At 60.6% G+C, this 13020-nt stretch carries 12 protein-coding genes; 11 read left to right on the top strand and 1 reads right to left on the bottom strand.

Annotation, left to right across the window (positions count from 1 at the left end; all coding sequences use genetic code 11):
* Positions 1–11: 11 nt before the first annotated feature.
* The 11 genes from EOK75_RS04525 to recN all read left to right on the top strand — a co-directional run bounded on the left by EOK75_RS04525 (position 12) and on the right by recN (position 12540).
* Positions 12–1106: a UDP-N-acetylglucosamine--N-acetylmuramyl-(pentapeptide) pyrophosphoryl-undecaprenol N-acetylglucosamine transferase gene (locus EOK75_RS04525; protein ID WP_137192788.1), complete on the top strand. Its 1095-nt coding sequence runs from the start codon at positions 12–14 to the stop codon at positions 1104–1106.
* The gene (gene murC, locus EOK75_RS04520) at positions 1103–2527 is read left to right on the top strand and encodes a UDP-N-acetylmuramate--L-alanine ligase (protein WP_137192787.1); all 1425 of its coding nucleotides are present in this window, start codon (positions 1103–1105) and stop codon (positions 2525–2527) included. The genes EOK75_RS04525 and murC overlap by 4 nt, the downstream gene beginning before the upstream one ends.
* Before the next feature lie 2 nt (positions 2528–2529).
* Positions 2530–2781 (top strand): DUF2484 family protein, encoded by a 252-nt coding sequence (locus tag EOK75_RS04515; protein ID WP_420821919.1) that lies wholly within the window; start codon positions 2530–2532, stop codon positions 2779–2781.
* Positions 2782–2817: 36 nt separating this feature from the next.
* Positions 2818–3744, top strand: a complete 927-nt coding sequence (gene murB, locus EOK75_RS04510; RefSeq protein ID WP_137194285.1) for a UDP-N-acetylmuramate dehydrogenase — start codon at positions 2818–2820, stop codon at positions 3742–3744.
* Between the two features lie 80 nt (positions 3745–3824).
* Entirely contained in the window at positions 3825–4703 is an 879-nt protein-coding gene (locus EOK75_RS04505) for a D-alanine--D-alanine ligase (RefSeq protein ID WP_240794022.1), read from the top strand.
* Positions 4691–5584, top strand: a complete 894-nt coding sequence (locus EOK75_RS04500; protein WP_137192786.1) for a cell division protein FtsQ/DivIB — start codon at positions 4691–4693, stop codon at positions 5582–5584. The genes EOK75_RS04505 and EOK75_RS04500 overlap by 13 nt, the downstream gene beginning before the upstream one ends.
* Positions 5581–6915 carry a cell division protein FtsA gene (gene ftsA / locus EOK75_RS04495; RefSeq protein WP_137192785.1) on the top strand — a complete coding sequence of 445 codons (1335 nt, stop codon included), beginning with the start codon at positions 5581–5583 and terminating at the stop codon, positions 6913–6915. The genes EOK75_RS04500 and ftsA overlap by 4 nt, the downstream gene beginning before the upstream one ends.
* Before the next feature lie 181 nt (positions 6916–7096).
* The gene (gene ftsZ / locus EOK75_RS04490; protein WP_137192784.1) at positions 7097–8734 is read left to right on the top strand and encodes a cell division protein FtsZ; all 1638 of its coding nucleotides are present in this window, start codon (positions 7097–7099) and stop codon (positions 8732–8734) included.
* A gap of 258 nt (positions 8735–8992) precedes the next feature.
* On the top strand, positions 8993–9913 hold the full coding sequence (gene lpxC, locus EOK75_RS04485) for a UDP-3-O-acyl-N-acetylglucosamine deacetylase (protein WP_137192783.1): 921 nt from the start codon (positions 8993–8995) through the stop codon (positions 9911–9913).
* A gap of 110 nt (positions 9914–10023) precedes the next feature.
* Positions 10024–10866: an outer membrane protein assembly factor BamD gene (locus tag EOK75_RS04480; protein WP_137192782.1), complete on the top strand. Its 843-nt coding sequence runs from the start codon at positions 10024–10026 to the stop codon at positions 10864–10866.
* Positions 10867–10899: 33 nt separating this feature from the next.
* Complete coding sequence (recN, locus tag EOK75_RS04475; protein WP_137192781.1) at positions 10900–12540, top strand: DNA repair protein RecN; 1641 nt, start codon at positions 10900–10902, stop codon at positions 12538–12540.
* Here recN and EOK75_RS04470 read toward each other — a convergent pair.
* Positions 12537–12965: a YybH family protein gene (locus tag EOK75_RS04470; protein WP_240794021.1), complete on the bottom strand. Its 429-nt coding sequence runs from the start codon at positions 12963–12965 to the stop codon at positions 12537–12539. The two genes, recN and EOK75_RS04470, sit on opposite strands and share 4 nt — an antisense overlap.
* Between the last annotated feature and the right edge of the window lie 55 nt (positions 12966–13020).

Here is a 13020-nt window from a genome sequence, read left to right as displayed (position 1 = left end):
GGGCTGGGCAGATGGCACCACTTTTGTTGATCGCAGCCGGCGGCACCGGCGGGCATATGTTCCCTGCACAGGCTTTGGCCGAGGCGATGGTCGCACGCGGATGGCGCGTGAAGCTTTCCACCGATGCGCGTGGCGCGCGCTATACCGGCGGCTTCCCGAAAGAGGTCGTGGTGCAGCAAGTCGCCTCGGCCACCTTTGCGCGGGGTGGGATTCTGGCCAAGGTGGCCGTGCCGTTCCGCATTGCGGGCGGCGTGTTGGGCGCGCTTTTGGGGATGTCGCGTGACAAGCCTGCCGTTGTGGTGGGCTTTGGTGGTTACCCGTCTATTCCGGCGCTGGCTGCGGCAACCATGCTGCGCCTGCCGCGGATGATTCATGAACAAAACGGCGTTTTGGGCCGTGTGAACCGGATATTTGCGCCCCGCGTTATGGCGGTGGCTTGTGGCACTTGGCCTACGAATTTGCCCGAGGGCGTGACGGGGATCCATACCGGAAACCCTGTGCGCGCCAGCGTGCTGGAACGTGCGGGCGCGGGCTATATTGCGCCTGGCGATTACCCGATGTCGCTGGTGGTGATCGGCGGCAGCCAAGGTGCGCGCATCCTGTCTGATGTGGTGCCCGCTGCGGTGGCGCTTTTGCCCGAGGCGTTGCGCGCCAACCTGCGCGTGGCCCATCAGGCCCGCGCCGAGGATGTGGCCCGCGTTGACGCGGCCTATACGCAGGCCGGTATCCATGCCGATGTGCAGCCGTTTTTCGACGACATCCCACGACGCCTTAGCGAGGCGCAGCTTGTGATCTCGCGTTCGGGGGCGTCATCGGTTGCGGATATTTCCGTGATTGGACGGCCTGCGGTCTTCATCCCCTATGCCGCCGCGACCGGCGATCACCAAACCGCCAATGCGCGCGGGCTTGTCGGTGCGGATGCCGCCATCCTGATCCCGGAATCAGCGCTTGACGCCGAAAGCCTGTCGGCGCAAATGGCGGCTGTATTTGAAAACCCGCAAGCCGCGCAGGCCATGGCGCGAAATGCGCTGGGGCTGGGGCGGGCGGATGCCACGGACCGCCTTGTAGACCTTGTGACAAGCCTGACAGAAAGAGCCCACCCATGATTGCCTCCACCAAACTTCCCGTCGCATTGGGACCGATCCATTTTATCGGTATTGGCGGTATCGGCATGTCGGGCATCGCCGAAGTGTTGATGACGCTTGGCTATTCCGTGCAGGGCTCTGATGCCAAAGCCTCGAAAATCACCGACCGTCTGGTGACGCTTGGCGCGACGGTGTTTGAGGGCCAGCGCGCCGAGAATATCGGTGAGGCGGCCGTGGTTGTGATTTCCACCGCGATCAAAAAGGGCAACCCCGAGCTGGAGGAAGCGCGCCGTTTGGGCCGCCCCGTGGTGCGCCGCGCCGAGATGCTGGCCGAGTTGATGCGTCTGAAATCCAACATCGCGATTGGCGGCACGCATGGCAAAACCACGACCACCACGATGGTTGCGACCTTGATGGATAAGGGCGGGTTTGACCCGACTGTGATCAATGGCGGCGTGATCCATGCATATGGTTCCAACGCGCGGGCGGGCGCTGGCGAATGGATGGTGGTCGAGGCCGATGAGAGCGATGGTTCGTTCAACCGTTTGCCCGCGACCATCGCGATTGTGACCAACATCGACCCCGAGCATATGGAGCATTGGGGCAGCTTTGACGCGCTGCGCCAAGGGTTTTATGACTTTGTGTCCAATATTCCGTTTTACGGTTTGGCGGTTTGCTGCACCGATCACCCCGAGGTGCAAACCCTGGTGGGCAAAATCACCGACCGCCGCGTGGTGACATTCGGCTTTAACCCGCAGGCCGATGTGCGGGCGGTCAACCTGACCTATGAGGATGGCATCGCGCATTTCGATGTGGCCTTGCAGGGCGAATCCCGTGAGGCAGGTCGCCCCATGGTGATTGAGGGCTGCACCTTGCCAATGCCGGGGGATCACAATGTTTCCAACGCCTTGTCCGCGATTGCCGTGTGCCGTTTCCTTGGTATGCGCATGGATGCGATCCGCGAGGCGCTTGCCGCATTTGGCGGGGTCAATCGTCGCTTTACCCGTGTGGGTGTCGTGGACGGCGTGACCATCATTGACGATTACGGTCACCATCCGGTGGAAATTGCCGCCGTGCTGCGTGCCGCGCGTCAGGCCACCAAAGGCCGCGTGATCGCCGTGCATCAGCCGCACCGCTATTCCCGCCTGTCGAGCTTGTTTGAGGATTTCTGCACCTGTTTCAACGAGGCGGATGTGGTCGCCATCGCCGAGGTTTACGGTGCCGGCGAAGACCCGATCCCGGGGGCAGAGCGTGATGATCTGGTTGCAGGGCTTATCGCCCATGGGCACCGTCATGCCCGCGCGATCTTGGATGAAAACGATCTGGCGCGGTTGGTCCGTGAGCAGGCACGGCCTGGTGATATGGTTGTGTGTCTTGGGGCAGGGACAATCTCCACATGGGCGACCGGCCTGCCAGCCCTTTTGCAGGGCGAGGGCGCATAAAGATGGCGCTAGGTGTCGCATTTCTTTGGCTGGTGGCGGCCAATGTGACGGGGTTTTTCCCCAGTCGCGACAATCACTGGCGCGCGGCCTATGCGCTGATCGCGGTGGGCATTCCGATCTTGGGGTGGGTGACGTGGAGCAATGGCCCTGTGGTGGGGTTGATCATATTGGCGATGGGCACTTCGGTGCTGCGCTGGCCGGTGATCTATCTTTGGCGCTGGTTGAAATCCAAATCCGCACATCCCGCGGAATAGGGGCAGGTTCTTGCAATGGCTGAAAACCCCGCATTCCTGATGCCCGCAGCGCGCGGCACCCTGACCCAAAACCGGACGTTGGCCGATCTGACGTGGCTGCGCGTGGGCGGGCCTGCGGATTTTCTGTTCCAGCCTGCGGATGTGGATGATCTGTGCCAGTTTCTGGCCGCACTTGCGCCAAAGGTGCCGGTGTTTCCGATGGGGGTCGGCTCCAACCTGATCGTGCGGGACGGCGGGCTTCGGGCCGTTGTCATTCGGCTTGGGCGCGGGTTCAATTCGATCGTGATTGACGGCGATACCGTCACCGCGGGAGCCGCCTCATTAGACAGTCATGTAGCGCGCAAGGCTGCGGATGCGGGGCTGGACCTGACGTTTTTGCGGACTATTCCGGGCAGCATTGGCGGTGCGGTGCGGATGAACGCGGGCTGCTATGGGCATTACACCGCTAATTTGGTGCAAGAAATCCATGTGGTTACGCGTCAGGGGCATTTGCAAAGCCTTGCCCCGGAGGCATTGGAATTTGCGTATCGCCAATCGCATTTGCCCGAAGGGGCGGTGATCATCGGTGCCACTTTTCGCGCGCCAAAGGGCGATCCGCAGGAATTGCATGCCCGTATGGCCGATCAACTGGCCAAACGTGATGCGACACAGCCGACCAAGGACCGCTCGGCTGGGTCGACCTTTCGCAATCCGGCGGGGTTTTCCTCGACGGGGCGGGCGGATGACAGCCATGAGTTGAAGGCATGGAAGGTGATCGACGATGCCGGAATGCGCGGCGCAAGCATCGGCGGCGCCCAGATGAGCGAGATGCATTCCAACTTTTTGATCAACAAGGGTGGCGCAACCGCCGCAGATCTAGAAGAATTGGGCGAAGAGGTGCGAAATAGGGTTTTCCAACACAGCGGAATACGGCTAGTATGGGAAATCAAGCGGGTCGGCGAAAGGCTTGCTGAAAAACAATAATACGGGCCGCAAAAGGCCTTGAGGCAGTAAATAATATGGTTGGCATGTCGAGCGGGGCAGCCTCCACAGTGGTCGTTTTGATGGGTGGGCCTTCCGCAGAGCGGGAGGTATCCTTGTCATCCGGGCGTGAATGCGCCAATGCCCTGACGGAGGCCGGATTTAAGGTGGTTACGGTTGATGCCGGACCAGACCTTTGCGCACGCCTTTCCGAAATCAAACCTGATGTTGTGTTCAATGCCCTACATGGCCGCTGGGGTGAGGATGGCTGTGTGCAAGGCCTGCTCGAATGGTTGCGCATTCCCTATACCCATTCGGGGGTTTTGGCCTCGGCACTTGCCATGGATAAGGAAAAATCCAAAGCCGCGTTTCGGGCCGCAAACCTGCCGGTTGTCACCAGCACCCTTGCCAGCAAGGCCGATGTTTGTGCGCGCCATGTGATGCCGCCGCCCTATGTGGTCAAACCCAATAATGAAGGGTCCTCGGTCGGGGTTTATATCGTGCATGAGGCGGCAAACGCGCCGCCGCAATTGTCGGATGAAATGCCCGACGTGGTGATGGTCGAAACCTATGCGCCGGGGCGGGAGCTGACGACCTCTGTGTTGGGAGATCGCGCGCTTGGCGTGACCGATATCATTGTTGAGGGCTGGTACGACTATCACGCGAAATATTCGGTGGGCGGGTCGCGTCATGTGATACCGGCCGATGTTCCGGAATATATTTCAAAGGCTTGCAAGGATTACGCGTTGCGGGCGCATCAGGCGTTGGGGTGTCGCGGGCTGTCGCGTACCGATTTTCGCTGGGATGCATCGCGCGGTTTGGACGGGCTGATCATACTGGAGACAAACACCCAGCCCGGCATGACGCCCACCTCGCTTGCACCCGAGCAAGCCGCCGCCGTAGGGATCAGCTTTCCAGCGTTGTGCCGCGCGATTGTCGAGGATGCCTCATGCGACCGATAGCTGGCCAGAAACGAAGCGCCCAGCGTCGCGATCCGGCGCCAAGCCGGATGGCCTACCGGTTGCAACGCCTGTGGTTGACGCCCTCGGTGCGCGCGGCCTTGCGCGTGGGCCTGCCTGCGCTTGTGTTGGCTGTGGCGGTCGGCGGCTATCTGGCGGATGAGGGGCGGCGCGATGCGCTGGCCTCGATCTATACGGATATGCGCGAAAAGATCAAAAACCGGCCCGAGTTTCAGGTGACCCTGCTGTCGGTTGAGGGCGCCTCGCCGGAACTGGCCGAGGCTGTGCGCACTGCGCTGGCGCTGCCCTTGCCGCTTAGCTCGCTTGATCTGGATCTGGAGGCGGCGCGCAGCAAGGTGGCCCAGCTTTATGCGGTCGGTACTGTTGATGTGCGGGTCCAGTCCGGCGGCATTTTGCAAGTGGTGATCAAAGAGCGTGAACCGGCCTTTGTCTGGCGTGATGCGGCGGGTATTTGGTTGGTGGACGAAACCGGCAAGCGCGTGGCCGAGGTCGAGGCGCGCAGTGACCGTCCCGACCTTCCGCTGATCGCGGGCGAGGGGGCGGATAAGGCGATTGCCGAGGCGCGCCAGATATTTGCCTCTGCAGGTCCGCTTTTGCCCCGTCTGCGCGGGCTTGTGCGCATGGGAAACCGGCGCTGGGATATCGTGCTGGACCGCGATCAACGCATCCTTTTGCCTACCGATCAGCCCGTTCTTGCGCTGGAACGTCTTATTGCGCTGGATCAGGCGCAAGAGGTTCTGGCCCGTGACATCTCGGCTGTTGACCTTCGTTTGCAGGCCCGCCCTTCCTTGCGGCTTGCACCTTATTCCTTGGCCGAATTACGCCGTCAGCGCGGCATTATTCCTGCGGAGAATGACCTATGACCGATCTTTACCAAACCCAACGCGCGATGCGTAACATCCGGCGTGCCGCCATGCAGCGCGGCGTGATCGCGATTTTGGACATCGGGTCCAGCAAGGTCGGTTGCCTGATCTTGCGCTTTTCCGATAGTGACGGTTTGCGCGAGATGGACGGTGTTGGCTCCATGGCGGGGCAATCATCATTTCGGGTGATCGGTGCGGCGACAACGCGGTCGCGCGGGGTGCGCTTTGGCGAAATCGCGGTGATGAATGAGACCGAGCGCGCGATCCGCACGGCCGTTCAATCGGCGCAAAAGATGGCGAATGTGCGGGTCGATCATGTGATCGCCTGTTTTTCAGGGGCAGAGCCACGCAGCTACGGCCTTGTCGGAGAGTGGGAGCTGGAAGATTCAGTCGTGTCCGAGCAGGACGTTGCGCGGGTTCTGGCCTCTTGTGATGTGCCGGATGTGGGCGAGGGGCGTGAGGTTTTGCACGCGCAGCCGGTGAACTTTGCACTGGATCACCGCACCGGGTTGGGCGATCCGCGGGGGCAGATCGGCAACCGCCTGTCGTGCGATTTGCACATGATGACGGTGGACGCCAGCGTGGTGCAAAACCTGATCTATTGCCTTAAACGCTGTGATCTGGAGCTGGCAGGCATGGCCTCCTCGGCCTATGTTTCGGGGATTTCCTCCTTGGTGGAGGATGAGCAAGAGCTGGGCGCGGCCTGTATTGACTTAGGCGGCGGATCGACCGGCATTTCGGTGTTTATGAAGAAACACATGATTTATGCGGATTCCGTGCGGATGGGGGGGGATCATGTCACCTCTGATATCTCCAAGGGGTTGCAGGTGCCGTTGACCACGGCCGAACGTATCAAGACCAAATTTGGCGGGGTGCATGCCACCGGCATGGATGACCGCGAGATGATCGAGATTGGTGGTGACAGTGGCGATTGGGAAAAAGACCGTCGTCAGGTAAGCCGCACGGAGCTGATCGGTATCATGCGCCCCAGGGTTGAGGAGATTTTGGAAGAGGCCCGGGCCCGTCTGGATGCCGCAGGCTTTGACCATTTGCCAAGCCAGCAGATCGTGCTGACCGGCGGCGCAAGCCAGATCCCGGGGCTGGACGGGCTGGCCGCGCGGATCTTGGGGCAACGGGTGCGCCTTGGTCGCCCGTTGCGGGTGCAAGGCTTGCCGCAGGCCGCAACCGGCCCTGCGTTTTCATCGGCGGTGGGGTTGTGCCTTTTTGCCGCCCATCCGCAAGACGAGTGGTGGGATTTCGATATTCCGGCAGAGCGTTACCCCGCGCGGTCGCTAAAGCGCGCTTTGAAATGGTTCAAGGACAATTGGTGACCACACTATCGGCCCAACTGCCCCAGATACCGTTAAAAACGGCATAAATTCGCCCATATTTTGTGTCGAGACCATGTTTTCTGCGTGACCTTTGCCTCGCTTATGCGTAATAATGGCGCATATCGGGACTGAAAGCGCCACCTAAAGGCGCAGGGAAATTCATAGGCAGGCGGACTGGCACATGGCACTTAATTTGATGATGACTTCGCAGCGCGAGGAACTTAAGCCGCGGATCACGGTTTTCGGAGTTGGCGGGGCTGGCGGCAATGCTGTCAACAACATGATCGACCAACAACTTGAAGGCGTGGAGTTTGTGGTGGCCAACACCGACGCACAAGCGCTTTCGCAAAGCCGTGCGACGGCGACCATCCAGATGGGTCTGAAAGTGACCGAAGGTCTGGGTGCCGGTGCGCGTCCTTCCGTTGGTGCGGCTGCGGCCGAAGAAACTATCGAAGAAATCGTTGACCATCTTGCCGGTGCGCATATGTGCTTTATCACGGCTGGCATGGGTGGCGGTACCGGAACGGGTGCTGCCCCGATCATCGCGCAAGCCGCGCGGGAGCTGGGCGTTTTGACCGTTGGTGTTGTCACCAAGCCTTTCCAGTTCGAAGGCAACAAGCGCATGAAGCAAGCCGAAGACGGCATTGAGGCGCTGCAAAAAGTTGTCGACACGTTGATCATCATTCCAAACCAGAACCTGTTCCGTTTGGCGAATGAGCGTACGACCTTTACCGAAGCTTTCGCGCTGGCCGATGATGTGCTGTATCAAGGTGTTAAGGGTGTGACAGACCTTATGGTGCGCCCCGGCCTGATCAACCTCGACTTTGCCGACGTGCGTTCGGTGATGGATGAGATGGGCAAGGCGATGATGGGCACCGGCGAGGCCGAGGGCGACGATCGCGCCGTTCAGGCCGCCGAAAAGGCAATCGCTAACCCGCTCTTGGATGAAATCAGCCTGCATGGTGCCAAGGGTGTTTTGATCAACATCACCGGCGGCTATGACCTGACATTGTTCGAGCTGGACGAAGCCGCGAATATCATCCGCGAAAAAGTCGATCCGGATGCGAATATCATCGTCGGCTCCACGCTGGATACCGAAATGGAAGGCCGTTTGCGCGTTTCCGTGGTTGCGACCGGGATTGATGCCAATATCTCGAACGCGGAGCAGCCTGTTGTGCGCCGCTCGATGGCGGCTCCTTTGCCGACACCGACCTTTGTTGCGCCAAACGCGGAACCAGAACCCGCGCCAGTCCGTGCCGCAGAAGTCGCACAGGCCCCGGCCCGCGAAGAGCATCGCCCCGCCGCTGTGCAAGAACGCGCGCCAAGCTTGTTCGACCAAGAGGTCGAAGCCCAGCAATATGAGGCGGAACCGCAGCAGCAAACGGCCCATGCCGATGATTTGCCACCCCCTGCCTATCGCCCGCAGCCACGCCCGGCGACAAATGCCTTTGATGCGAATGCCTCGGAATTCGTAGCGCCGCGCCCACGCCCTGCTGGCTCCCCCTCGCCAGAAGCCTTGGCCCGTCTGCAGGCGGCTGTTTCCAAAGCCCCCGCACGTTCGGCCCCAAGCGCTGCTGCCCCTGCACCCCAGCAGGCAGCCCGTCCCGCCGCGGCTGAGGGCGCGCGCCCGCGCTTTGGCATCGGATCGCTGATCAACCGCATGGCTGGCCACCCCGAAGGTCACGCTGAACGCCCTGCCGGACAGCAGCAAGCTGCCCGGCAACAGCCGCCTGTCACCAGCTATGACGATGATCCGGAAATGAGCGCGGATCAGGAGCGGATTGAAATCCCAGCCTTCCTGCGCCGTCAGGCCAACTAAACCGATCAAATATGATTGGAAAAGGGTCCGCTCTAGCGGGCCCTTTTTTCGTTTAACTTCAAGGGGATGTGGTGGGGTAGGCGGTCTCCTGCGTTTAAATTGCAGTTTTGTAACAGAAGGTCACAAAGAGTGAGTTGTTGCGGCGTGTCTGGCTGTCTATGTAAAATTCACCGAAAACCTGTACAGAGTTTGGCGAAAAAACCAAACGTATCGAGCAGGCGGACGGCAACGAAATAGAAACGGCCAGAAGGTGATATCGTGCAACATACGCTCAAATCCGAAGTGGTTTTTGTCGGCACCGGGCTGCATAGCGGCAAGCCGGTTCGTATGGTGGTAAAGCCCGCCTCTGCTGATTATGGCATTTGGTTCCGTCGGACCGACATTGATACAGGCGACACGCTGATTGCGGCGCGCTGGGATGCTGTCGTGCCGTCGCGCCTGTGCACGCTTGTCGCCAATGCGGCAGGTCATTCCGTGTCGACCATCGAACATATCATGGCCGCCCTTGCCGGTTGCGGTGTCCATAACGCCTTGATCGAAATTGACGGCCCCGAAGTTCCGATCCTTGACGGTTCTGCCGGGCCATTTGTATCGGGCCTGCTGGCCAAGGGCGTGCGCACGCAAAACGTGCCCGTCCGTGCGATCCGCGTTCTGAAAACCATCGAAGTGCGCGAAGGCGATGCCGTTGCACGTCTGGAACCATCCGACATGCTAGAGATCGATTTCAGCATTGATTTCGCCGAGGCCGCGATTGGCCATCAGGAAAAAGCCTTGAACATGTCGAACGGCGCCTTTGTGCGTGAGCTGTGCGACAGCCGCACTTTTTGCCGTCAATCGGATGTGGATACGATGCGGGCCAATGGTCTGGCCTTGGGTGGCAATCTGGACAACGCCGTGGTGTTTGAGGGTGACCGCGTCCTGTCCCCCGGTGGGTTGCGTTACGCGGATGAGCCGGTTCGCCACAAGATGCTGGATGCGCTCGGGGATCTGGCGCTGGCAGGCGGACCGATTCTTGGCCGTTACACCGGTTTGCGTGCCGGTCATGCGATGACCAACCGCCTTTTGCGCGCCCTTTTTGCACAAGCAGGGGCTTGGGAGGTCGTGGAATGTGGCCTTCCGACCGGTAGAAAGCTGCCTGGCGTTGGGGTTTTGCGCTCTGATGTCCCTGTTCATGCATAACCGTCCCTAAAAGGTGAAAGGCGTTTTGCGCAGCGGATTTTTCTGTGCTAGGACGTATCAAACCGGACCCGTTGTGGTCGGTATTGGCAGGATTATGGGGTAGGCGGAAGATGACAAGCGTTAAGTCACGCGCAGGGTTCATTTGGGCGGCTGTGATTGCTGCGGGCCTTTCCGGCTGTGCCGGTGGTGGGCCGAAAGAGGTGCCTCTTGAAAGCCTGACGGCAGAAGAGATCTATAAACGTGGGGAGCTTGCGCTGGAAACCAGCCGCAAGCCCGACAGCGCGATCAGGTATTTCTCAGAGGTAGAGCGGCTTTATCCCTATTCGGAATGGGCCAAACGATCGCTGATCATGCAGGCCTTCTCGCAGCACAAGGCCAAGAATTATGAGGATGCGCGCGCTTCGGCACAGCGCTACCTTGATCTTTATCCAGCCGAGGAAGATGCAGCCTATGCGCAATATCTTCTGGCGCTGTCCTATTATGACCAGATTGACGAAGTTGGCCGTGATCAGGGCCTGACCTTCCAAGCGTTGCAGGGCATGCGCGAGGTGATCGAGCAATATCCCGATAGCGAATATGCGCGTTCCTCGATTCTGAAATTTGATCTGGCGTTTGACCATCTGGCCGCCAAGGAAATGGAAATCGGGCGTTATTACCTGAAAAAAGGGCAATATACGGCGGCGATCAACCGTTTCCGTGTGGTCGTCGAGGATTTCCAGACCACGACCCACACTGCCGAGGCGCTTCACCGCTTGGTCGAATCCTATCTTGCGCTTGGGCTGACCGCCGAGGCGCAAACGGCCGGGGCTATTTTAGGCCACAACTATCAATCCAGCCCCTTCTATGATGACAGTTTCCGTCTTCTCAAAGGTCGCGGATTGTCGATGGAGGCGCAGGGCGAAAGCTGGCTGAGCAATGTGTACCGGCAGGTCATTCAGGGTAAGTGGTTGTAAGAATGGAGCGCGCGCGCGCCTGCGAAGAACTCTATGCTCCGCTCGCTTGAAATTCGCGATTTGTTGATCATTGACCGGCTGGATCTAAACTTCCAGCCGGGTCTCAATGTGTTGACCGGCGAAACCGGCGCGGGCAAGTCGATCCTGCTGGATGCTTTGGGCTTTGTTCTGGGCTGGCGGGGGCGCGCCGAATTGGTGCGCGCCGGTGCCGATCAGGGCGAGGTGACGGCCGTGTTTGATCTGTCGCCCGATCACGCTGCGCGGGGCGTATTGGCCGAGGCCGGAATCGTGGCTGAGGATGAGCTGATCCTGCGCCGGATTAATACCGCCGATGGCCGCAAGACCGCTTGGATCAATGACCGCCGCGCAAGCGGGGAGGTATTGCGCGCCCTTTCGGATACACTGGTGGAACTGCACGGCCAGCATGATGATCGCGGGCTGTTGAATCCGCGCGGGCATCGCCTGATTCTTGATAGTTTTGCGTCAGTTGATGTGGGGCCGGTGCGTTCTGCATGGACGGCCCTTGCCGCCGCCCGCCGCGCAAAATCCCGCGCCGAGGAGACCCTTGCGGCCGCAAAGGTCGAAGAGGAATTTCTGCGCCACGCGGTGGCAGAGCTGGACAAGCTTTCCCCGGAGCCGGGCGAGGAGGCGACCTTGGACGTGCGCCGCCGCTCCATGCAAAGCGCCGAGAAGATCCGCAGTGATATTGCTCGCGCCCAAGCCGCGATGTCCGACCAAGGGGCCGAGGGCGTGTTGGTCGACGCCCTGCGCTGGTTGGAAGGGGTTGCCGATCGTGCCGAGGGCCGTTTGGACGGTGCGCTTTCTGCCTTGGGACGTGTTCTGGTGGAACTGGATGAGGCGCAGACCGGCGTGGAAGATTGCCTTTCGGCGCTGGATTTCAACCCTTATGAGCTGGAACAGTTGGAAGAACGTCTGTTCGCCATTCGCGCGCTTGCCCGCAAGCATAACGTGCTGGCCGATGATTTGGGCGATTTCGCCGAAGGGTTGCGCAAAAGGCTTGCGGTGATCGACGGGGGGGAGGGCAACCTCGCCGCCCTCGATCTGGCCTTGGCCGAGGCCGAAACCACCTACCGCCGCCGCGCGGCCCGTCTGACCGAGGTGCGCCGGTCTTCGGCAAAGCGGCTGGATAAGGCGATGGCGGCAGAGCTTGCCCCGCTGAAGATGGAACGCGCGGTTTTTGCTACGGCGATCACGCAAGTGGAGGCAGGGCCGGACGGGATGGATGAGGTTGCCTTTACTGTGGCAACCAATCCCGGCGCGCCTGCGGGGCCGTTGAACAAAATCGCCTCGGGCGGTGAACTGTCGCGGTTTTTGCTGGCGCTGAAGGTTTGTCTGGCGGGCAATACGCCGGGGCTGACCATGATTTTCGACGAGATCGACCGCGGTGTCGGTGGGGCTACCGCCGATGCTGTTGGTCGGCGTTTGGCGGCGCTTTCCACCACGGCGCAGCTTTTGGTCGTGACGCACTCGCCTCAGGTTGCGGCCCTTGGGGCACATCACTGGCGGGTGGAAAAGAATGTCTCCAAAGGGATGACCACTTCAACCGTCACGCCTCTGTCCCCCGATCAGCGGATCGAGGAGATTGCGCGGATGCTGGCAGGCGATACCATCACAGCGGCGGCCCGAGAGGCGGCGCGCGCCTTGCTTGGCTAAGGGTCCACTGCCGAAAACTGCAGGGTAACGGCTTGCCAACCATCAGGGCCAGCCACCAGAACCGCAATCAGCATCGCGCCGGTGCGTCCGATATCGCGCCCCTCCCCATCCAGCAAACCCGACAGCACAAAGCGTTGCTGCAAAACGACGGTCCCCGGTCCCAGCGTGCGCAGACGGGTCTTGCCGCTAACGAGGCGGGACCGGCCAAAAGCACCGGCAAACTCGCTGGCCAAGAGGGCCTCAATCTCGGCGCGGCCCTCGGCCCAGCCGCCGGTCAGGCTTAGCATCTCGGCGTCCTCGGCCATCAGGGCGGCCAGCCCCGCTACATCGCGTGCGCCCCAAAGCTGCGCAAAGATGCGAGAAAAACTTTCAGCGCGGGCGGTAATTGCGGCCGGTTCCGACGTGCGTCCTATTTGGCCCATCATGCCCCATCCCGAAATTACTCAACTTGTTGTGATGCGATACCATATCTACCTATGG

Origin of the sequence: Pseudorhodobacter turbinis (assembly GCF_005234135.1) — a bacterium.
GTDB lineage: Bacteria > Pseudomonadota > Alphaproteobacteria > Rhodobacterales > Rhodobacteraceae > Pseudorhodobacter > Pseudorhodobacter turbinis.
The sequence above is the reverse complement of the archived record's forward strand: the minus strand, read 5'-3'. Positions and strand labels throughout refer to the sequence as shown.

Coding starts and splice junctions, on each gene's coding strand:
- EOK75_RS04525 (WP_137192788.1), top strand. CDS start 12: ATGGCACCACTTTTGTTGATCGCAGCCGGCGGCACCGGCGGGCATATG.
- murC (WP_137192787.1), top strand. CDS start 1,103: ATGATTGCCTCCACCAAACTTCCCGTCGCATTGGGACCGATCCATTTT.
- EOK75_RS04515 (WP_420821919.1), top strand. CDS start 2,530: ATGGCGCTAGGTGTCGCATTTCTTTGGCTGGTGGCGGCCAATGTGACG.
- EOK75_RS04505 (WP_240794022.1), top strand. CDS start 3,825: ATGGGTGGGCCTTCCGCAGAGCGGGAGGTATCCTTGTCATCCGGGCGT.
- EOK75_RS04500 (WP_137192786.1), top strand. CDS start 4,691: ATGCGACCGATAGCTGGCCAGAAACGAAGCGCCCAGCGTCGCGATCCG.
- ftsA (WP_137192785.1), top strand. CDS start 5,581: ATGACCGATCTTTACCAAACCCAACGCGCGATGCGTAACATCCGGCGT.
- ftsZ (WP_137192784.1), top strand. CDS start 7,097: ATGGCACTTAATTTGATGATGACTTCGCAGCGCGAGGAACTTAAGCCG.
- EOK75_RS04480 (WP_137192782.1), top strand. CDS start 10,024: ATGACAAGCGTTAAGTCACGCGCAGGGTTCATTTGGGCGGCTGTGATT.
- recN (WP_137192781.1), top strand. CDS start 10,900: ATGCTCCGCTCGCTTGAAATTCGCGATTTGTTGATCATTGACCGGCTG.
- EOK75_RS04470 (WP_240794021.1), bottom strand. CDS start 12,965: ATGATGGGCCAAATAGGACGCACGTCGGAACCGGCCGCAATTACCGCC.